The sequence below is a fragment of the Pseudomonas sp. S2_F03 genome (assembly GCF_054668335.1).
This window is the reverse complement of sequence record NZ_CP162759.1, coordinates 3589048-3610509: the sequence shown is the minus strand read 5'-3', so window position 1 is coordinate 3610509 and position 21462 is coordinate 3589048. Positions and strand designations below refer to the sequence as shown.

General features: G+C 58.8%; 11 protein-coding genes and 6 pseudogenes. 5 read left to right on the top strand and 12 right to left on the bottom strand.

Features of this window, described 5'->3' with window-relative positions; all coding sequences use genetic code 11:
* Positions 1-387: 387 nt before the first annotated feature.
* The 8 genes and pseudogenes from AB4N76_RS16860 to amaB form a co-directional block, all read right to left on the bottom strand.
* A complete protein-coding gene (locus AB4N76_RS16860) occupies positions 388-585 on the bottom strand; it encodes an HdeA/HdeB family chaperone (protein ID WP_460164618.1) in 198 nt (65 codons plus the stop codon).
* 400 nt (positions 586-985) lie between these two features.
* Positions 986-1702: an ABC transporter ATP-binding protein gene (locus tag AB4N76_RS16855; RefSeq protein ID WP_046028441.1), complete on the bottom strand. Its 717-nt coding sequence runs from the start codon at positions 1700-1702 to the stop codon at positions 986-988.
* Positions 1699-2571, bottom strand: a pseudogene (locus AB4N76_RS16850) (ATP-binding cassette domain-containing protein). The gene AB4N76_RS16855 and the pseudogene AB4N76_RS16850 overlap by 4 nt, the downstream one beginning before the upstream one ends.
* A complete protein-coding gene (gene livM / locus AB4N76_RS16845) occupies positions 2568-3851 on the bottom strand; it encodes a high-affinity branched-chain amino acid ABC transporter permease LivM (RefSeq protein WP_046028439.1) in 1284 nt (427 codons plus the stop codon). Before livM ends, AB4N76_RS16850 begins: the two are co-directional and overlap by 4 nt.
* A 3-nt stretch (positions 3852-3854) precedes the next feature.
* A pseudogene (locus AB4N76_RS16840) lies at positions 3855-4769 on the bottom strand (ABC transporter permease subunit).
* Positions 4770-5008: 239 nt separating this feature from the next.
* Positions 5009-6141, bottom strand: a pseudogene (locus AB4N76_RS16835) (branched-chain amino acid ABC transporter substrate-binding protein).
* Between the two features lie 363 nt (positions 6142-6504).
* Positions 6505-7789, bottom strand: a pseudogene (gene amaA / locus AB4N76_RS16830) (L-pipecolate oxidase).
* Positions 7790-7945: 156 nt separating this feature from the next.
* Complete coding sequence (amaB, locus tag AB4N76_RS16825; RefSeq protein WP_460163269.1) at positions 7946-9436, bottom strand: L-piperidine-6-carboxylate dehydrogenase; 1491 nt, start codon at positions 9434-9436, stop codon at positions 7946-7948.
* A gap of 175 nt (positions 9437-9611) precedes the next feature.
* Here amaB and AB4N76_RS16820 point away from each other — a divergent pair.
* The 3 genes and pseudogenes from AB4N76_RS16820 (at position 9612) to nadE (ending at position 12645) form a co-directional block, all read left to right on the top strand.
* Positions 9612-10517 (top strand): annotated as a pseudogene (locus AB4N76_RS16820) (LysR substrate-binding domain-containing protein).
* A gap of 69 nt (positions 10518-10586) precedes the next feature.
* Positions 10587-11813, top strand: coding sequence for a nicotinate phosphoribosyltransferase (gene pncB, locus AB4N76_RS16815; RefSeq protein ID WP_046028433.1), 1227 nt, complete (start codon positions 10587-10589; stop codon positions 11811-11813).
* A 4-nt stretch (positions 11814-11817) separates the two neighbouring features.
* The gene (nadE, locus tag AB4N76_RS16810; RefSeq protein ID WP_046028432.1) at positions 11818-12645 is read left to right on the top strand and encodes an ammonia-dependent NAD(+) synthetase; all 828 of its coding nucleotides are present in this window, start codon (positions 11818-11820) and stop codon (positions 12643-12645) included.
* Positions 12646-12823: 178 nt separating this feature from the next.
* On the opposite strand, the gene azu is transcribed toward nadE, so the two are convergent.
* Positions 12824-13270 carry an azurin gene (gene azu / locus AB4N76_RS16805; RefSeq protein WP_046028431.1) on the bottom strand — a complete coding sequence of 149 codons (447 nt, stop codon included), beginning with the start codon at positions 13268-13270 and terminating at the stop codon, positions 12824-12826.
* A gap of 343 nt (positions 13271-13613) precedes the next feature.
* On the opposite strand from azu, the gene AB4N76_RS16800 reads away from it, so the two are divergent.
* Entirely contained in the window at positions 13614-14201 is a 588-nt protein-coding gene (locus tag AB4N76_RS16800) for an LOG family protein (protein ID WP_109785448.1), read from the top strand.
* Positions 14202-14269: 68 nt separating this feature from the next.
* Positions 14270-14458, top strand: coding sequence for a hypothetical protein (locus AB4N76_RS16795; RefSeq protein ID WP_046028429.1), 189 nt, complete (start codon positions 14270-14272; stop codon positions 14456-14458).
* A 238-nt stretch (positions 14459-14696) separates the two neighbouring features.
* On the opposite strand, the pseudogene AB4N76_RS16790 reads toward AB4N76_RS16795, so the two are convergent.
* The 3 genes and pseudogenes from AB4N76_RS16790 to AB4N76_RS16780 form a co-directional block, all read right to left on the bottom strand.
* Positions 14697-15588: pseudogene (locus AB4N76_RS16790) on the bottom strand (transglutaminase family protein).
* Entirely contained in the window at positions 15588-18074 is a 2487-nt protein-coding gene (locus AB4N76_RS16785; protein WP_077432376.1) for a circularly permuted type 2 ATP-grasp protein, read from the bottom strand. Before AB4N76_RS16785 ends, AB4N76_RS16790 begins: the two are co-directional and overlap by 1 nt.
* Positions 18075-18162: 88 nt before the next feature.
* Positions 18163-21438, bottom strand: coding sequence for a transglutaminase family protein (locus AB4N76_RS16780; protein ID WP_046028425.1), 3276 nt, complete (start codon positions 21436-21438; stop codon positions 18163-18165).
* Positions 21439-21462: the final 24 nt, after the last annotated feature.

Genomic DNA, 21462 nt, shown 5'->3' with positions numbered 1-21462 from the left:
GCGGCGTTCCGACGATCGGAGTGGGTCAGTGAACAGGATATCGACTGACACTCTGCAATCGCGAGCAGGCTCCCACAGGGAATGGTGATGAATTGGGAGTCGATAATGAGGTGATTTAATCCACCATCCTAATTACACCGGCGTGACGACGACGCGCTCACATTGCAGGTGGATATTCGACTGGCAGCAATCGGCTCTAGAGAATCAGATCAGGGAAATGGTTCAACCAACGCTGCCCATCATATTAATCGGACTCGAGAGGTATAACGCTCGCCGGCATTAAAACGCCGACAAGCGCCTCAGGTTCGTGATGACATCACTCAGAACAGTTTCTTCAGTTCCTCTGTAAAACCAGATACTTTTTCTCTGGATTCTTCTTGCACAGCTTCACGAACTCAGGAAGAACTTGGGCTTTAACTTTTCTTTAGTGAAAGACCCCCCATTTGAATTAATATTCTCGTCGACTGAAACCCAAAGTACGACTGGGCCCTGGGCTGACGGTGGCGTTACAAGGAACTCCTTACACGTCATATCATTGGTATCAGTCGACGCGGCATAAACACCACTGACGGCTGAGAGAATCAAGCTAGCCAAGGCAACATTGCAAAAACCTTATAGGTCATTTTAAGCATCTCCACAGACTTGGATAATACCTCTGTATACAAGAGGCAAAATCAGCATTGATTTACGCTAAAACAAGAAACTTAAATTTAGCGGCACTACCAGTTTACGCCGAACAAGTATAGACGGTTTCGCATAGTGTCAATGTCTATTTTCAGAACATGATAATCACACTCCGAATAAACCACTAGCATTGATATATAAAACACCAACTAGCGCTAAATTAAATTAGTTACAATTTACAGTTGGACTGTCTAATATCAGATTTGCGCGACCCAGCGCCTGAACACCTAAAATCAGCTCTTTCCAACATAAAAAAGCCCCGGCGATTGCTCGCCAGGGCTTGCTGCATAACCACGCAGACTCAGTGACCGCCGAGGTAGGCGTTACGCACATCCTCGTTAACCAGCAGCTCCTTGCCGGTGCCGGTCATGCGAATCTCACCGTTGACCATCACGTACGCCCGGTCTGACAACCGAAGCGCATGGTTGGCGTTCTGCTCGACCAGGAAGATCGTCATGCCGGTTTTGGCCAGTTCCCGAAGGGTGGCGAAGATCTGTTTCACCACAATCGGCGCCAACCCCAGGCTTGGCTCGTCGAGCAACAGCAGTTTCGGCCGACTCATCAATGCGCGCGCGATGGCGAGCATTTGCTGCTCGCCGCCAGACATGGTCATCGCCCGCTGAGTGCGCCGCTCTTCGAGTCGCGGAAACAACTCGAACATGCGCTGCATGTCTTCCTTGGCGTACTTGTCACCGATCGGGATGGTGCCCATCAGCAGGTTTTCCTCGACGGTCATGTCGGGGAATACTCGCCGGCCTTCCGGCGATTGAGCGATGCCGTTCGACGCAATGTAGTGGGACGACTTGTGGGTAATGTCCACGCCCTGGTAGACGATCTGCCCGTCAGCCGCCCGCGGCTGGCCGAAGATCGACATCAGCAGCGTCGACTTGCCGGCACCGTTGGAGCCAATCAGGCTGACCGTTTCACCTTCATTGATATGCAGCGAGACTTTTTTCAGGGCCTGGATCGGCCCGTAAAACACGTCCAGTTCCTTGAGTTCGAGGATGGGTTGCGTCATGCCACTTCCTCTTCGTCGGCGCCCAGATAGGCCGCAATCACTTTCGGATCATTACGGATCGCGTCGGGACCGCCCTCGGCGATCACGACACCGTGGTCCAGCACCACGATGTGGTCGGAAATACTCATCACCATGCCCATGTCGTGTTCAATCAGCACCACGGTCAGATCGTGCTCGTCACGCAGCAGCCGGATCATCGCGCTCAGCGCTTCGGTTTCCTGAGGGTTGAGGCCGGCGGCCGGTTCGTCGAGGCAGATAATTTGCGGACGGGTGCACATGGCCCGGGCAATTTCCAGGCGACGTTGCTGACCGTACGACAGTTCACCGGCCAGACGGTTGGCGCAATCCACCAGATCCACCACTTCCAGCCAGTAGAAGGCGTGGTCCAGCGCATCGCTTTCAGCCTTGCGGTAGCCCTTGGTATTGAGGATGCCGGCCAGCATGCTGCGGTTGACCCACATGTGCTGGGCCACCAGCAGGTTTTCCAGCACCGACATTTCCTTGAACAGGCGAATGTTCTGGAAGGTCCGCGCCAGACCGGCACGGTTCACCAAGTGGGTGCCGCCGAACGCCTTGTAGAACAGCCGACTGGCAAACGATCTAGGTGAGACGAAATCCGTCGGTTTGAATGATTCGCCGAGCAATTTGATGACGTTGGTCTGTTGCCCACGCACGTTGAGTTCGATCTTGCCGCCGGAGGCCTCTGTAGAAACCGGTCAGGCAGTTGAACACGGTGGTTTTGCCGGCGCCGTTGGGGCCGATCAGGGCGAAGATCGAGTTGCGGTGCACCTTCAGGCTGACATCGTTCAGCGCCTTGATGCCGCCAAAGTGCATCATCAGCTTCTCGACCGAGGTACGACTTCGCTCATGGCGCTACTCCTTTACGCGGGGTCACACCGGTACGGCTGATCCGGATCAGGCCGCGCGGTCGCCAGATCATCATCAACACCATCAGGATGCCGAACAGCAGCACGCGATACTCCGCGAAACCACGCAGCAGTTCCGGGGCGACGGTCAGCACGAAGGCTGCAATCACCACGCCGATGGTCGAACCCATACCGCCCAGTACCACAATGGCGAGGATCAGGGCCGATTCGAAGAAGGTGAATGAAGTCGGGTTGACGAAACCCTGGTAGGTGGCGAAGAACACACCGGCCAGACCGGCCGTCGATGCGCCGATGGTGAAGGCCGAGAGCTTCACCAGCACGTGGTTCAGGCCCATGGAGCGGCAGGCGATTTCGTCTTCACGCAGGGCTTCCCAGGCGCGGCCGACCGGCATACGGGTCAAGCGGTGCTTGATGTACAACACGGCCAGCACGACCATGAACAACACCGCGTAGATGAAGTAGTACTTCACGTCAGGGTTGTAGGCGATGCCGAAGAACTCGTGGAATGGTACCCCGCCGTCTTTCGCCCGTTTGCCGAACTCCAGACCGAAGAACGTCGGCAGCGGCGCCGGCATGCCGTTCGGGCCACCGGTCAGCGACAGCCAGTTGTTGAGGATCAAGCGGATGATTTCACCGAAGCCCAACGTCACGATTGCCAGGTAGTCACCGTGCAGACGCAACACCGGGAAGCCCAGGATGCAACCGGCAAGGCCTGCCGTAATTGCCGCCAGTGGCAGCACCGTCCAGAAGCCCAGGCCGAGGTACTGGTAACCGAGCGCCAAACCGTAGGCACCGATGGCGTAGAACGCCACGTAACCCAGGTCGAGCAGGCCGGCCAAGCCGACCACGATGTTCAGCCCCAGACCGAGCAACACGTAGATCAACCCGAGGATGACCACGCCCAGCAGGTAGGAGTTGGAGAAAAACGGAAACACCACGGCAATGACGACCATCAGCGGGATGATCCAGCGCAACCGTGATTTGTAATCGGGTGGCAGTACATGAACCCCGGAGCCCGTGGTTTCAAACCCTTCGAGAATTCTCAAACCCTTGGGTGTTTGCAGGAACAGGCTCAAAGCAAAGCGACCAGCCATGACGATGGCGACAATCCACGCCACGCGTGTTGGTTGCAGGTTGAAGCCATAGCCGTCGAGGACAATGCCAACAATCGGACCAAACACGATGAGCGCTACAAGGCCGGCAAGAATCGCGTCAACCAGGCTTCTTTTGATATCAATGGTTTTTTTAGTGGTTGAAGACATCGCTTACACCTTCGACACAAGAGGACGGCCGAGCAGGCCTTGAGGCCGAAGACCAGAACGAGAACAAGCAGCGAGAAGCTGAAAACGTCTTTGTAGTCGGAGTTGACCAGACCGGAAAACAGCGACTCGGAGATCCCCAGAATGATCCCGCCAAGCATCGCACCCGGCAGCGAGCCGATCCCGCCCAGTACCGCTGCGGTGAACGCTTTGATGCCGATGACGAAACCTGCGTAGAAGTCGAACGTGCCGTAGTTCATGGTGATCAGCACGCCGGCCAGGGCCGCCATCGCTGCACCGATGATGAACACGTAGGAAATGACGCGGTCGGTGTTGATCCCCAGGATTGAGGCCATCTTGCGGTCTTGCTGGGTCGCGCGGCACATACTGGCCGAGCTTGGTGTACTTGATGATGTAGGTCAGCAGGCCCATCCCGACAAACGCGGCGACCAGAATGAAGATCTTGGTGTAGGTGAGCTGGACGAAACCAGTCCCGACATCAACTCGCCATGCACCGGTCAGCAGTGTCGGAACGCCTTGTTGGCGGGCGCCCTGAGCGATCTGTGCATAGTTTTGCAGAATCAGGGAAATACCGATGGCGCTGATCAGCGGTGCCAGTCGGGTGGAGTTACGCAGCGGTTTGTAAGCGACTCGCTCGATGACCCAGCCATACACCGCTGTAACGACGATGGTGAAGATCAGTGTGCCGAGCATCAGCAGAGGGAAGGATTCGATACCGAAGTAAGCCAGCAGAGCCAGACTGATTGCCGCGAGGTAAGCGGAAATCATGTAAACCTCGCCGTGGGCGAAGTTGATCATGCCGATGATGCCATAGACCATTGTGTAGCCGATGGCGATCAGGCCATAGACCGACCCGAGGGTCAGGCCGTTGACCAGTTGCTGCAGGAAAATACCATCCATAACGCAATCTCACGCAATGAGAACCTGTACACCTGTGGGTGTGCGGCTCTTCTAAGGAAAATACAGATTTACGTCGGAGCAATGTCAGCCACGATCAGCCGACACCACCGCTCCCTGCAGGAGCGAGCCTGATCGCGATTGCGGTTCAACATTCAACAAATGTGTTGCCTGTCAGTCCGTCATCGCGAGCGGGCTCGCGCCTACAGGGAAACTGTGGGGTCAGCCGATTGGGTCAGCCCTTACTTCTGTTTTTCCAGCTGATGGTATTTGCCGTCCTTGTCCCACTGGTAAACCACGTAGTCGGAGACTTTCAGGTCGCCTTTGGCGTCCCAGGTCTTCTCGCCCATCACGGTTTTGACCGGGTTCTTTTTCAGCCAAGCAGCGGCTTCTTCGCCCTTGTTGGACTTGGCGCCATTGAAGCCAGCGGCCAGGGCCTGGACCGTTGCGTAAGCGTAGAGGGTGTAGCCTTCAGGCTCGGTGCCGGCCTTGCGGAATGCGTCTACCACGGTCTTGCTGTCTGGCAGCAGGCGTGGGTCGGCGCCGAAGGTCATCAGCACGCCATCGACGTATTGTGGGCCGCCAGCGGTGGTCACCAGTTCGTCGGTCACGATGCCGTCATCGGACATGAATTTCACGTCTTTCAGGCCTTCGGTACGCAGTTGTTTAACCAAGGGACCGGCTTCTGGGTGCAAGCCGCCGAAGTAGACCACGTCGGCACCGGCCGCACGGATCTTGGTGACCACGGCGCTGAAGTCTTTCTCGCCACGTGTCAGGCCTTCATACAGCACTGGCGTTACGCCGCGCTTGACCAGTTGAGCCTTGGTGGCGTCAGCCAGGCCTTGGCCGTAGGTGTCCTTGTCGTGCAGCACGGCAACTTTCTTGCCCTTGAGCACGTCGACGATGTAGTCGCCGGCCACGATGCCTTGCTGGTCGTCACGCCCGCACATACGGAACATGGCGCTCAGGCCGCGCTCGGTAACGGCCGGGTTGGTGGAACCTGGAGTCATTACGATGATGCCCGCTTCGTCGTAGATCTCGGAGGCCGGGATCGTCGACGAGGAGCAGAAGTGACCGACCACGCCAGCGACCTTCTGGTTGGTCAGGTCCTTGGCGACCGTCACAGCCTGTTTCGGTTCGCAGGCGTCATCGCCCTTGATAAGTACGATTTTTTCCCCGTTAACGCCGCCCGCCGCGTTGACCGCGTCGGCTGCAGCCTGTGCACCCTTCATGTACTGCAAGCCAAATGCCGCGTTGGCGCCTGTCATCGGGCCCGCCACACCGATTTTCACATCAGCTGAGCAAACGCAGAAACACCCAACGCAGCTGCCACTGCGAGGGCCAGAAAGCCTTTCTTGTAAAACGTCTGGGACATGAGGTGGTGCTCCAAGGTTTTTTTAGTTGGCACTGCGACTTCACTGAATGCTCAGAGCAAGGGCCGTGCCATCGGTTTTTTATTCTGAAAAAAGTCGCTGCATTATTGTTTTTACGACTGTTTTGTTCCCATTTTCATTGGGCGTGCAACCGTCTAAACCGCGGAAGGTGAAACCATTTATTTTTAAAGGCGCAACCCGCATGCGCCATCATTGCAACCGCGGCGTCAAACGACGTGCAACCAGCCTGTAACAACGTGCGTCACCGAAGTGCACACTGCTGGTGCGGGACTGCTACAACCCGCACCATTACAGGCTGAGACGCAAAGCCGAAAAGCGCCGCTTTCAGCAACAAATTTCAACAATCAGATAACGATCCGCAAGCACTGGCCTGCGTGATACAGCGAGAACCCCGCCTCGTATAGACAACTGCGCAATCCGACCCCGGCCAATGGCTGCATGGGCGCGAAGGGAATCGGCAAAGCGTGAGGATTTCCGTTACACAAGTAATCGGCAAAGGCTTTGCCGACGACCGTACCTGTCGTCACGCCCCGACCGTTGTAACCGGTGACTGCCACTAAACCGGGCGCCGGCTCGAACAGGCGCATCAAATGATCCGGCGTGAAGGCGATGCAACCGGTCCAGGTGCATTCCCACTCCACCGGTTTAAGGTAGGGAAAATAGTGTTGCTGAACACGATCGGCCCAGGCTTTCAGGAACCAGGCGGGTTTCTGGTTGCCATTGCCGAGGCTGCCGAGCAACAGGCGCCCGTCTTTGTCACGACGAATGCTGCTGAGTACCTGGCGGGTGTCCCAGGAGCCCTGGCCGCCGGGCAGAATCTGTTGCGCGGCGTCTTCGGTCAGCGGGACCGAGGCCACTTGATAGTAGTAACCGGGAAAGAAATTGCGCCGCAGTTCAGTCCAGTCGCCTTCGGTGTAGGCGTTGGAGGCGATCACGACTTTCTCGGCCATGACCGAACCCTGGGCGGTTTGCACCGACCAACGCTGGCCCTGACGTTCTGAGTCGGGTGACCGGAGAATGGTCGAACAATTGGCCACCGAGGCCAATGGCCGCCTTGGCCAGTCCGGTGGTGTAGGCCATCGGGTTGAGGGTGCCAGCACGGCGATCAAGCAGTGCGGCAGCGATTTTTTTAGTGCCCGTCGCCTGCTCGCAGGCTTGGCCCGTCAATAGTTCGACGGGCGCCCCGCGACGTTTCCATTGTTCTTCACGACTGCGCAAATCCGCTTCGCCACGGGCGTTGTGCGCCATGTGCAGCGTGCCTTCGCGGCGTAACTGGCAATCGATGTTGTATTTGTCCACAAGGCTGAACACCAGGGCAGGTGCCGCGCCAAGCATGCGATTGAGCTGACTGCCCACCGCTTCGCCGAACCCGGCTTCGATGTCGTCCGGTGGAATCCACATGCCAGCGTTGACCAGGCCGACATTGCGCCCCGAGCCACCGTGGCCGGCGCGATGCGCTTCCAGCACACAAACCGATTTACCTTGTTCCAGCAGATGCACCGCCGCCGACAGACCGGTGAAACCGGCACCGATGACGCAGACATCGACTGTTACTTCACCCTTGAGCGCCGCGTTGTCGGGCCTTTGCGGCGTCAGTTTTTCCCACAGACACTCTTCGCGTAACGGCATTGCCAGACTCCGAAAATGAAACCCAACCAACCCACACAAATCAGTGTGGGAGCGGGCTTGCCCGCGATAGCGTCAGCACCTGCAACATCTAAGTGACTGACAGCTTGCTATCGCGAGCAAGCCCGCTCCCACAGGGGATCTTGCTCGACTCGGTATTTAGTCGAAAGTGATGCCCTGTGCCAACGGCAACTCCAGCGAGTAGTTCACAGTGTTGGTCTGACGGCGCATGTAGCCGCGCCATGCGTCGGAGCCCGACTCACGACCACCGCCAGTTTCTTTTTCGCCACCAAACGCGCCACCGATTTCTGCGCCGCTCGGGCCGATGTTGACGTTGGCAATCCCGCAATCGCTGCCCACCGCCGACATGAATTGCTCGGCTTCACGCACGTCGGTGGTGAAGATGCAGGACGACAGGCCCTGTGGCACGGCATTGTTCAAGCGCAAGGCTTCGTTGAAATCGTTGTAACCGATCACGTACAGAATCGGTGCAAAGGTTTCATGGCACACGACGTCACTTTGCTCCGGCATTTCAACAATGGCCGGTGCAACGTAGTAGGCATTCGGGAATTTGTCTTCCAGTTGGCGCTTGCCGCCAAACACACGGCCGCCTTCGCTCAAGGCCTGCTCCAGCGCGTCCTGCATGCTGTCGAAGCTGTGTTTATCGATCAACGGGCCGATCAGATTGCCTTCCAGTGGATGGCCGATGCGCACTTCGGAGTACGCCGCCTTGAGGCGAGTGACGATCTCTTCCTTCACCGATTCGTGCGCGATCAAACGACGCAGGGTGGTGCAACGCTGACCGGCGGTACCGACGGCGCTGAACAGGATGGCGCGAACGGCCATGTCCAGGTCGGCGCTTGGGCCGAGGATCATCGCGTTGTTGCCGCCCAGTTCCAGAATGCTGCGAGCAAAACGCGCGGCAATTTTCGGCGCCACTTCGCGCCCCATGCGGGTGCTGCCGGTGGCGCTGATCAGCGCGACACGCGGGTCATCAACCAGCGCTTCGCCGGCATCACGACCGCCAATGATCACTTGGCTCAAGTGGGGTGGCGCGTCGCTGAAATTTTTCAGTACGCGATCGAACAGCGCCTGGCAGGCCAGCGCGGTCAGCGGGGTTTTTTCCGAAGGTTTCCAGATCACCGGGTTGCCGCAGACCAGCGCCAGCGTGGTGTTCCAGGCCCAGACCGCGACCGGGAAGTTGAACGCACTGATCACGCCGACGACGCCCAGCGGGTGCCAGGTTTCGCGCATGTGGTGGCCAGGACGCTCGGACGCAATAGTCAAACCGTACAACTGACGGGACAGACCGACCGCGAAATCGCAGATGTCGATCATTTCCTGAACTTCACCCAGGCCTTCCTGAGTAATCTTGCCAGCTTCCCAGGAGACCAACTCACCGAGGTCAGCCTTATATTCACGCAGAATGTCGCCCAGTTGGCGCACCAGTTCGCCACGGCGCGGCGCCGGGACCTTGCGCCACAATTCGAACGCATGATCGGCACGACTGATGTGCTGCTCGACTTCAGCGGCGCCTTCCCAGTTCACGGCGGCAATCCGGCTGCCATCAATCGGCGAATGCACCGGCACTTTGCCGTTCTGGTACAGGGCCGGGTTCACACCAAGACGATCAAGCAATGCGGCAACCATGGGTCACTCCTCAAGCGAAAAACACAAAGGGTGCAGCCGGAATAATCACGGCTGATCAGACCTGTAGTTTTAGCTTCCCGAAGGCTACCCAACAAACGACCTTTAAGAGAGATATCATTCCGTTTATTCATGCTGCGAATTGCTGGTCAGTAAGAAACAAGAAAAAGGACTACCCATGCTGAATAAACGCTACCTGCCGTCGATCACAGCACTGCAGTGTTTCGAGGCCGTGACCCGGCATTTGAGCTTCACGCGCCGCCGAAGAGCTGAACCTGACCCAGAGCGCCGTCAGTAAACAGGTCGCGCAACTCGAAGAATTGTTGCAGCACTTGTTGTTCCGTCGTGTGCGCCGACGCCTGCAAATGACCCCGGCGGGTGATTTGTACCTGGTGGAAGTACGAAAAATCCTCACCCAGGTCGAAATGTCGATCCATTACCTGCGCTCCTACGGCGGTGAAACCGAAGTCTTGCGCGTCTCGACCCCACCGACCTTCGGTGCGCGCTGGCTGGTCCCACGCCTGAAAGGCTGGCGCCTGCGCCATCCGTCGATCCATCTGGACCTGTGCAGCGAGCAGGAAGCCGACGATTTGCTGCAAGGTCGCAGCGACCTGGCGTTTTACTTCGGCCAGGGTTCACGGCCCGGCACTGAATGCCTGAAGCTGTTTGGCGAGGAACTGGTGCCGGTCTGCGCACCGGGCAGCCTGCCGGACACGCCGTTCACCGATCCGACGCAACTCACCGACCTGGTCCTGCTGCAAAACGCCTCCCGCCCCCAGGCGTGGCACGACTGGTTCGACAGTCAGGGCTACCACACCGAGCACAGCTACCACGGCCCGCGTTTTGAAACCTTTTATATGTGCATCCGTGCAGCGCAAGTCGGCTGCGGCGTGGCACTGTTGCCACGGTTTCTGGTGGAAGAGGAATTGGCCGACGGCAAACTGGTCATTCCTGGCAGCATGCAATGCCCAGCACGGATGCCTATTACCTGGCGTATCCCGAGCATTCGGCAGAAGTGCCCAAGGTGCGCGATTTTGTGAAATGGATGCTGGAGCAAATCGACAACCCCACCTCCCCCGACTGACACAGAAATTGCTGGCAATACCCACCACCGATATGCGCCACTACCCCTATTCAATGCGGAGAACCCGTTATGAGCGAGAGCGTGTTTGGCGATCGCATCGTGCAGAACCTGCTCGACACCGACTTCTACAAACTGACGATGATGCAGGCCGTGCTGCACAACTACCCGAACGTCGAAGTCGAATGGGAGTTTCGTTGCCGCAACAGTGAAGATTTGCGCCCGTACCTGGCGGAGATCCGTTTTCAGATCGAGCGCCTGGCCGAGTTGAGCCTGAGCCCTGATCAATTGAGTTTTCTGGAGCGAATCAGCTTCCTGAAACCGGATTTCCTGCGGTTTCTCGGATTGTTTCGCTTCAACCTGCGTTACATCCACACCGGCATTGAAAACGACGAACTGTTCATCCGTCTGCGCGGGCCGTGGTTGCACGTGATCCTGTTCGAAGTGCCGCTGCTGGCGATTGTCAGCGAAGTGCGCAACCGCTATCGCTACCGGGAAATCGTCCTGGAACAGGCGCGCGAACAACTCTATCGCAAGTTCGACTGGCTGACCGCCAACGCCAGCAGCGACGAATTGTCCGAGTTGCAGGTCGCCGATTTCGGCACGCGCCGCCGCTTTTCATACCGCGTGCAGGAGGAAGTGGTGAACGTGCTCAAGCACGATTTCCCCGGACGCTTCGTCGGTACCAGCAACGTGCACCTGTCCAGGGAGCTGGACATGAAACCGCTGGGCACTATGGCCCACGAGTGGATCATGGCCCATCAACAACTCGGCCCACGACTGATCGACAGCCAGATTGCCGCGCTCGATTGCTGGGTACGCGAGTACCGCGGCCTGCTCGGTATCGCCCTGACCGATTGCATCACCATGGATGCCTTCCTCGGCGACTTCGACCTGTTTTTCGCCAAGCTCTTCGATGGCCTGCGCCACGACTCGGGTGATCCGGTGCTATGGGCCGAAAAAGCCATCGCCCATTATCACAAGCTCGGCATCGACCCGATGAGCAAGACGCTGACATTCTCCGACAGCCTGACACTGCCCAAGGCGCTGGAGATATTCCGCGCGCTGCGTGGTCGGATCCATGTCAGCTTTGGGATCGGCACTAACCTGACGTGTGATATTCCAGGTGTCGAACCCATGAGCATCGTGCTTAAAATGGCAGCCTGCAACGGCCAGCCCGTCGCGAAAATTTCCGATGAGCCTGGCAAGACTCACTGCAAAGACCCGAATTTTGTCGCCTATTTGCGACACGTGTTCAAAGTACCTGCCGCCCTATCCAGCACATCAAGCAAGGAGTGAATTCATGCAAGCCGTACAGCGTGAGATTGCTGAGCAGCTCAAGGTTCAACCGCCATTTGCCGACGAGGCCGCCCTTGAGGCAGAAGTCGCCCGGCGGGTCAGTTTCATTCAGGATTGCCTGGTCAATTCCGGTCTCAAGACCCTGGTGCTGGGCATCAGCGGTGGCGTCGATTCCCTGACCGCCGGCCTGTTGGCCCAACGAGCCATGCGTGAATTGCGTGAGCGCACCGGCGACAAGAGCTACAAATTCATCGCCGTGCGCCTGCCGTACGAGACTCAGTTCGATGAACATGACGCTCAGGCCTCAGTGGATTTCATTGCCCCGGACGAGCGCCACACCGTGAACATCGGCCCCGCAGTCAAATCGCTGGCCAACGAAGTCGCCGCCTTCGAAGGCAAGCACGCGGTCTCGGTGGATTTCGTGCTCGGCAACACCAAGGCGCGGATGCGCATGGTCGCTCAGTACACCATCGCGGGCGCAGCCCACGGCCTGGTGATCGGCACCGACCACGCAGCAGAAGCCGTGATGGGTTTTTTCACCAAGTTCGGCGATGGCGCCTGCGACCTGGCGCCACTCAGCGGCCTGGTTAAAAATCAAGTCCGCAATATCGCCCGCAGTTTCGGCGCACCGGAATCGCTGGTGGAAAAAATCCCGACAGCCGATCTGGAAGACCTCTCGCCGGGCAAACCGGACGAAGCGTCGCACGGCGTGACCTACGCCGAAATCGACGCATTCCTGCACGGAGAGCCGGTGCGTGAGGAAGCGTTCAAGATCATTTGTGACACGTACAAAAAGACTCACCACAAGCGCGTGATGCCGTTTGCGCCTTGATGGGTGAATGAATGAAAAAGCCCGCTGAGGTGTTGAACCTCAGCGGGCTTTCTTGGCCTGGACATGCGTCGATGCTTATGGCCCCTTCGCGGGCAAGCCCGCTCCCACAGGTTTTGTGATCGACACAAAATACTGTGGGAGCGGGCTGCCCGGAAGAACGATGACGCGGTGTGTCTGATTACTTCAGGGTCACAGTGCCTTTCATCATCGAGATGTGGCCCGGGAACGAGCAGAAGAAGCCGTATTTTTCGGCTGCATCCAGCTTCGATACGTCAAAAGTCACCGAATCGGTTTCCTTGGCGCCGATGACTTTGGTGTGAGCGATAACACGTGCGTCACCTTCCTTCAGGTAGTTCTTGTCGATGCCGGCCGACAAGCCGTCGGTGGCAATCGGCTGCATGTCAGCCTCTTTGCTCAGCACCCAGTTATGGCCCATGACGTTCTTCGGCAGGCTGCCGGAGTGAGTCAGTTCGACAGTGAACGTTTTGCAGCTCTTGTCGATTTCAACAGCCTTGGTATTGAAGGACATTTGATCGGTGGAATCGATGGTGACTTTGCACTCTGCAGCCATCAATTGGCTGCTGGCCAGTGTCAGCAGGGATACCGCAACAAGTTTGGCAAACATGGTGAATCTCCAAGGCAGGGTTAACAAAAGTGCGAATGGACAGAAGACTGCCTGAAATCTTCGCAAGTTCCTATGACCTGAATCATAAATTGTATACAACTTTCAGGCTATGACACCTATCGACACAATCTACCAGCCAAGTGTCTGGTACGGCCCTATCATCAGGCCGTCATCACTCATCTGGAGCACCGGTCATGTCCTTCAATAGCCTGTTGTGCAGTTTGCTCGCCGCGTATGCCTGTGGCGCCAGCGGTACCTACGAAACTCCCAAACGCGAAGTTTAGACCTTGGAACGGTAGGTGTGTGCCTTTACTCTGTGGCCATCCTGACCATGGAGAGAAACATGTCTTTGAAGTCTGTTTGTGTATTTTGCGGCGCCAGCACCGGCACCAACCCGGCTTATCGTGAAGCGGCTGCCGCCCTGGGGCGAGCATTGGCTGAGCGCAAGCTGACCCTGGTGTATGGCGGCGGTGCCGTCGGCCTGATGGGGATTGTCGCCGATGCGGCATTGGCGGCCGGCGGCGAAGTGATCGGGATCATCCCGCAAAGCCTCAAGGATAAGGAAATCGGCCACAGCGGCCTGACGCGCCTGGAAGTGGTCGACGGCATGCACGCGCGAAAGGCGCGGATGGCCGAACTCAGCGACGCGTTTATCGCCCTGCCCGGCGGTCTCGGCACGCTGGAGGAACTGTTCGAAGTCTGGACCTGGGGCCAGCTCGGCTACCACGGCAAGCCGTTGGGGTTGCTCGAAGTGAACGGTTTCTACAGCAAATTGACCGGTTTTCTTGATCATATCGTCGGCGAAGGCTTCGTTCGCGCACCACACCGTGACATGCTGCAAACGAGCGAATCGCCGCAAACCCTGCTCGACGCACTGGACGCCTGGCAACCGTCGGTCCCGCCAAAATGGACCGATCAAAAACCCAGCTAACGGCTTGGCACCGATACAGGGCAGAATATGCGCCGCTCAACCTCAACTTCGACCCCAGAGGATCGCCCATGGCTAAACCTAATTATTCCTTCGCCAAACGTCAGAGAGACTTGGCCAAGGAGCAGAAGAAAGAGGAAAAGCTTCAGCGCAAGAAAGCTACAGCTGAAGAAGACGCCGCAGCACTGAACCCCGATGCCGAAGGCGACGTGGCTACAGACGAAACTGAAGCACCGAAAGATCAGGCGCCCGACGCCTGAGACCCTCAGGGCCGGATGATCTGATCGGGCCCACCGGATCTGTGTCCAGGGTCAGCAGTTACTTTGCTGACCCTCACAGTCCCCCTCTGAAATGCCCTCAAAAAACACTGCATATTCCCTGTGGGAGCGGCGATGCGGCGATCCGACTTGCTCGCGAAGGCGGTGTATCAGCTACATAAGTAACGACTGACACTCCGTCTTCGCGAGCAAGCCCCGCTCCTACATCTATGGATCTTTGTTACTCCAATGGCATCACGGTGACGCGGACTTCCGGGTCATGATTGCCGCCGCCCAGAATCACCCCACGCAACGGCGAAACATCAGAGAAATCCCGGCCCCATGCCAAGGTGATGTGTTCGAGCGCCGGTTGTATGTTGTTGGTCGGGTCAAAATCGACCCAACCCAGTACCGGGCAAAACACCGAGATCCAGGCATGCGACGCATCGGCGCCGATCAGCCGAGGCTGGCCCGGTGGCGGTTGTGTCAGCAGATAACCGCTGATGTAGCGAGCGGCCAACCCACGGGAGCGCACGCACGCCAGCATCAGGTGGGCGAAATCCTGACAGACGCCACGCCGGCGCTCCAGCACTTCCACCAACGGCGTCGCCACTTGGGTCGCTTCGGCGTCGAAAGTGAATTCGCTGAATATTTTCTCCATCAGCGCCTGTACACCCAGCAACAGTGGTCGGCCAACCGGAAAGCAGCTCTCCGGAAAACTCGACGAAATTGCGCTTCAAATGCACGTAGGGTGATTCGAATCGATAACGGCACGCTTCAAGCAGGTCAGACGACATTGGCTGACTGCTGTAAGTCAGCGCGTCGCGGGTAACTTCCCATGCGGGTGACTGAGTGAAATCCAGCGTTGGCCGGGCCAGGACTTCGACCGTGAGACTGGCATTGACCAGCAACTCATCATGCGGGCGCTCAAACGCCAACCGGGTCAGCGGATTGCCAAACACATCCAGCTCATCCCGGCGCGCGGTCGGGTCAGGACTGATCTGCAATTGTTGGGCGGTGCAGCGCTGCCAGGCACAGGGTCTCGGCCATAGATGCGCGAGCTGCTGGGCCAGCGACACCGGGCTGTCGTAGTGATAATGGGTGTCGTGGAAAATCTGGTAATGGGCACTCATCAGACGGACACCGTGCGCTGGCTGACATCATCTACATGGGCGAAATGGCGCAACGCCAGGCGATCCGACACTTGCCCACTGGCATCGGCGATTTCTTGCAGCAAATCGGCCAGACCATCGAGCGCGGCACGAACACTGGTTTCGCCAAACAACGAATTCTCCAGACACCCCAGATCAAACCGCGCCAGTCGCTCCACCAACAGCGGCAACCCTTCTTCACGAGGGGCACCAAAGTCGTCATTCAAACGTTTCAAGGTTCGAGTCACCAGCTTCAACTGGAACAGCACGGCGTGAGGGTTTTGCTCATCGAGCAGCAACAGATCGAGCACCGGCAGCAGTTGCGCCACCGCCAGGTACCGCGAACGGTAGGTGATGCTGCTGTTGCCCAACTCCAACAACCATTCCAGGCCCGCCTGATCGAAAGCCCCGGCACCGCGCAGAAACGCCGCCAGGCTGCCACTGAGAAACTGCAACCGCTCGATCCGCCGACCGATCATCAGGAAACGCCAGCCTTCGTCCCGGGTCATGTCGTCCAGCGCGAAACCTGAAAGCGCTGCCAGCGACATCACCAGGCGATTGAGGAAATCCAGCAGCTCACCGAAATCGGGCTCACGGGTTTCCAGCTCCATGGCCTCACGCTGCAACTCCACCAGCGCCTGCCAGTTTTCCCGCGAGAGTTTGCCGCGCACTTGCGAGGCGGCCCACTGCAAGCGTTGCAGATTGGAGCGCAGGCTGAAGGGCCAGTCTTCACCGAGCAACGCCGCCAACAGGCGTTCCGGCAGTTCGCCCTCATCGGGCAACAGGTTCAGCCGCTCACCGAGGTCAACGGCCGCCTGCAAGGCTTGCGGATCATCGCCGTCCACGTAGCGTGCGAGCATGATCCGCAGCAGTCGCGCACTGTCATCGCAACGTTCGCAATAGCGGCCAAACCAGAACAGGTTTTCCACCACGCGCGACGGCAGATACGGGTCTCGCCGCACCAGATCATGGACGCCAATGGTGCGTTGGGTTTTCCATTGCTCGCCGCTGGGAGGACGATCACCCAATACCCACGTGTCCTTGCTCGCACCACCGCGCTGCATTGACACCACTTCAGCATCCGCTTCGGCAGCAACCCGGGTCAGACCGCCGGGTAAAACCCGGTAGCCGTCACGGCTGGCCACTGCGTAAACACGCATGCCGATGGCTCGCGGTTGCAATTGACCGTCCTCGGCTTGCCAGACAGGCGCCTGGGACAACTGCGCCATTTCTTGCGCGACATAGGCATAAGGACGTGCCTGCATGCGTTCGGCCAGGGCTTCGCGCTGTTTTTCACTCAAATCGCCGCCAAATACAGGTGCGAAGCTTTGCGACGGGAAGGCCGGTTTGATCATCAACTCCGACAGTTTTTCCAGCGCCTGGGCCAGTACCGGCGCCTCGCCGCACCACCAGGTGGCGATGGACGGCAGGATCAGTTCTTCGCCGAACAGGAATTGATTGATCTTCGGTAGAAAGCCCAACAGTCCCGGCGACTCCAGCACACCGCTGCCGAGTGCGTTGGCCACCAAAACCCGTCCCTGCCGCACGGCTTCGAGCAATCCCGGTACACCCAGTGCGGAATCAGTGCGCAATTCCAGCGGGTCGCAGAAGTCATCGTCGAGCCGGCGCATGATCGCGTGAACCCGGCGCAAGCCGCTCAGGGTTTTCAGATAAACCGTGGCATCACGCACCGTCAGGTCGCCGCCCTCCACCAACGGATAACCGAGCTGACGCGCCAGATAAAGGTGTTCGAAATAACTTTCGTTGAACCGCCCTGGCGTGAGCAACACGATCAGCGGCGCGTCGTTATCACTCGGTGCCTGCCTGGCGAGCGTTTCCTGAAGCGTGCGGAAGAACCCGGCCAGATGCTGCACTTTCAAATCGCGGTACAACTCGGGAAAGGCCCGGGACACGATGGTGCGGTTTTCCAGGGCATAACCGGCGCCGGACGGGGCTTGAGTGCGGTCCGCCGTGACCCACCAGCGACCATCGGGTGTGCGCGCCAGATCCACTGCGTAAAGATGCAAAAAAGCCCCATCCGGGGGCGTAATGCCCTGACAGGGCCAGAGGAAATTGTTATGTCCGAACACCAGTTCCGCTGGCAGCAGTCCTTCGGCAATCAAACGCTGCGGGCCATAGAGGTCCGCCAGCACCGCATTGAGCAAACGCGCCCGCTGGGCGATACCCGCCGATAACTGCCGCCACTCATCCGCTGCGATCACATGTGGCAGCAGATCCAGTTCCCACGGCCGGTCTGCGCCTTTGGGGTCGGCGTAGACGTTGTAGGTCACGCCGTTTTCCTGGATCTGGCGGGTCAACAAGGCCTGACGCTGCACCAATTGCGAAGGCGTGCTGCGTTGCAATTGGTCGAGCAGCCGACGCCAGTGCGGGCGCACGGCGCCGCTGTCGTCGAGCAGTTCGTGGTAAGTGCCCGTTGTCAGCGGGTAGCGATCAAGCAGGTCAGGCATGGAAAGCTCGGCAGACAGCAAGGAACGGTCAGACTAGCGCAGGCACATGACGCCCGGATATACGAAAAGTCCGAGCGTCGTGTACGGTTTAGAAACGTCGCAAATCGAGTGTCATCGGCAGCTCGTCGCTCATTTCCACATTCGGTACAGGAAGTTTCCCTGGCGTGTGTCCGATGCGGAAAAACCGCGCCATTCGCCGGCTCTCGGCCTCGTTGGCGTTCACCGGCAGGCTGTCGTAGTTGCGCCCACCCGGATGGGCCACGTGGTACTGGCAGCCGCCCAGTGAACGTTGCATCCAGGTGTCGAGCAGGTCGAACACCAACGGCGCATGGACCGGGATGGTTGGGTGCAGGCAGTTGGCCGGTTGCCAGGCGCGAAAACGCACGCCGGCGACAAACTCGCCAACCCGCCCCGTGGGTTGCAACGGCACCGCAACGCCGTTGCAGGTCAGCAGATAACGTTGCGGCGCCAGCCCTGTGAGCTTGACTTGCAAGCGCTCCAGCGACGAATCCACATAGCGCACCGTGCCGCCGACCGCCCCCTCCTCGCCCAGCACATGCCAGGGCTCCAGCGCCTGACGCAATTGCAGCTCAATGCCACTGACCGCGTAATCGCCGACCTTGGGAAAACGGAACTCCAGATGCGCGGCGAACCACTCGGCCCGCACCGGGTAACCGGCCGCATTGAGATCAACGATCACATCGGCGAAATCCTGTTCGATGAAGTGCGGCAACAGGAAACGGTCGTGCAACTCCGTGCCCCAACGCGCCAGTTTCGGCGGCGCATAGGGCTCGCGCCAGAACCGCGCCACCAGTGCCCGCAATAACAACTGCTGCGCCAGGCTCATGCGCGCATGCGGCGGCATTTCAAAGGCACGCAACTCCAGCAATCCGAGGCGTCCGGTAGCACCGTCCGGCGAATAGAGTTTGTCGATGCAGAATTCGGCCCGGTGAGTGTTGCCGGTCACGTCGATCAGCAGGTTACGCAGCAGCCGATCCACCAACCACGGCGCGCACTCCTCGCCGGGGTCGGGCATCTGGGCGAAAGCGATTTCCAGCTCATACAACGCATCGTTGCGCGCCTCATCGACGCGCGGCGCCTGAGACGTCGGGCCGATGAATAACCCGGAAAACAGGTAGGACAGGGACGGATGGTTATGCCAGTAGCTGATCAGGCTACGCAGCAGATCGGGGCGGCGCAGGAACGGTGAGTCCGCCGGGGTCGCGCCGCCCAACACGAAATGGTTACCGCCACCGGTTCCCGTGTGCCGGCCATCGATCATGAATTTTTCGGTGGTCAATCGGGTCTGGCGCGCTTCTTCGTACAAAAATTCGGTGCGTTCGACCAATTCATCCCAGTTCGCGGACGGTTGCACGTTGACCTCGATCACGCCGGGATCCGGGGTGATCCGGAAATTGCTCAGGCGCGGATCGCTCGGCGGCTCATAGCCTTCCAGCAACACCGGGCAATGCAATTCTTCAGCGGTAGCTTCGATGGCGCTGACCAGCGCCAGGTAATCCTCGACCCGTTCCAGCGGCGGCATGAACAAGTACAACCGCCCTTCCCGGGCCTCAGCGCAGAAGGCCGTGCGGGTCAGCCAGTCGGCGGACTCGTCAATCTTTGGTTCTCGCTCTTCGGTGACCGCGCCAGTGCCCTGGCCTTGCAGTTGTGCGGTGTCGGGCAGCGCCGGGAAATCCTGATTCGGGTCCGCGGGATGAATGAACGGGTACTCCGCCGCTTTGACCCAGGGTTGCGAGCCGAGTGGCAAGCGGTAGCCCAGCGGCGAATCCCCTGGCACCAATCGGCAATGTTCCTCACGCAAATACCAGCGGCCGCTTTGCCATTGATCGCCCTTGGCAGTGCGCGCCAAAGGCAGGACATGACCGATGACTTTATCCAGGCCCTGGCTGAAGACCTTACGCAGTCGCGCACGCTCCAACGGTTCTTCCAGTCGTGAGTCTCCGGCGCTGACGTTTTGCGGCAACGTGCCCTCACGCCAGAGGTAATAGAAATTGTCTTCGTAGGCCGCAAATACATAGCGTGTGGGAATCTTCAAGCGCTCGGCCACACTTGCCAGAAACCGTCCGGCCAGTGCGCCATCGGCGCCGTAGTCTTCCTGTTCATCGGCAATCAACGCACCGTTGTGCCAGATCGGCACGCCATCACGGCGCCAATAGCAGTTCAGCGACCAGCGCGGCAGTTGCTCGCCGGGGTACCACTTACCCTGACCGAAATGCACCAGGCCTTTGGGGGCGTAATGTTTGCGCATGCGCTGGAACAGCTCGGCGGACAGGCGACGCTTGTCCGGCCCCAGCGCAGCGGTGTTCCATTCGGCGCCGTCCGGGTCATCGATGGACACAAATGTCGGCTCGCCGCCCATGGTCAGGCGCACGTCACCCTCCAACAAGTCGGCATCGATTTGCCGACCCAATGCCTGGATCGCCTGCCATTGATCGTCGGTGTAGGGTTTTGTGACCCGTGGCGCTTCCCAGATCCGTTCAACGGACATTTCGTGGGTGAACTCGCATTCGCACGGTTCGACCAAGCCACTGATCGGCGCTGCAGAGCCAGGATCAGGACTGCACGCCAACGGAATGTGTCCTTCACCGGCAAACAGCCCTGAGGTTGCATCCAGGCCGATCCAGCCGGCACCGGGCAAGTACACCTCACACCAGGCGTGCAGGTCGGTGAAGTCCACTTCTGTGCCTGACGGACCGTCGAGGCTTTTGACGTCGGCGGTGAGTTGAATCAGATAGCCCGAGACGAAACGCGCCGCCAGGCCGAGGTTACGCAGCAGTTGCACCAGCAGCCATGCCGAGTCGCGGCAGGAGCCGGAGGCCTGCTCGAGGGTGTGCTCGGGCGTTTGTACGCCCGGCTCCATGCGAATCAGATAGCCAATGTCTTCGCTCAGGCGCTGGTTGAGCGCAACCAGAAAATCCACGCTGGGCAGCGGCGTGCGGTCAATGCCGTCCAGGTAGGTTTTGAACGTCGGCGTCAGGGGCAAGGTTTCCAGGTACGGCGCCAGCTCTTTGCGCTCGTCGGCGGCGTAGGAAAACGGTATTTTTTCCGCGTAGGGCTCAAGGAAGAAGTCGAACGGATTGAAGACCGCCATTTCCGCGAGCAGATCGACTTCGATCCGCAGTTCATCGGTTTTCTCCGGGAACACCAACCGCGCCAGGTAATTACCCTGGGGGTCTTGTTGCCAGTTGATGAAGTGCTGCTCGGGCGAGACTTTCAGCGCGTAGGACAGTATCCGCGTGCGACTGTGGGCGGCCGGGCGCAGGCGAACGATCTGCGGCCCCAACTCGACAGCGCGGTCATAGCGGTAATGAGTGACGTGGTGCAATGCGACATGAATCGACACGGCGTGCCTCCTGCGAGCCTTAAG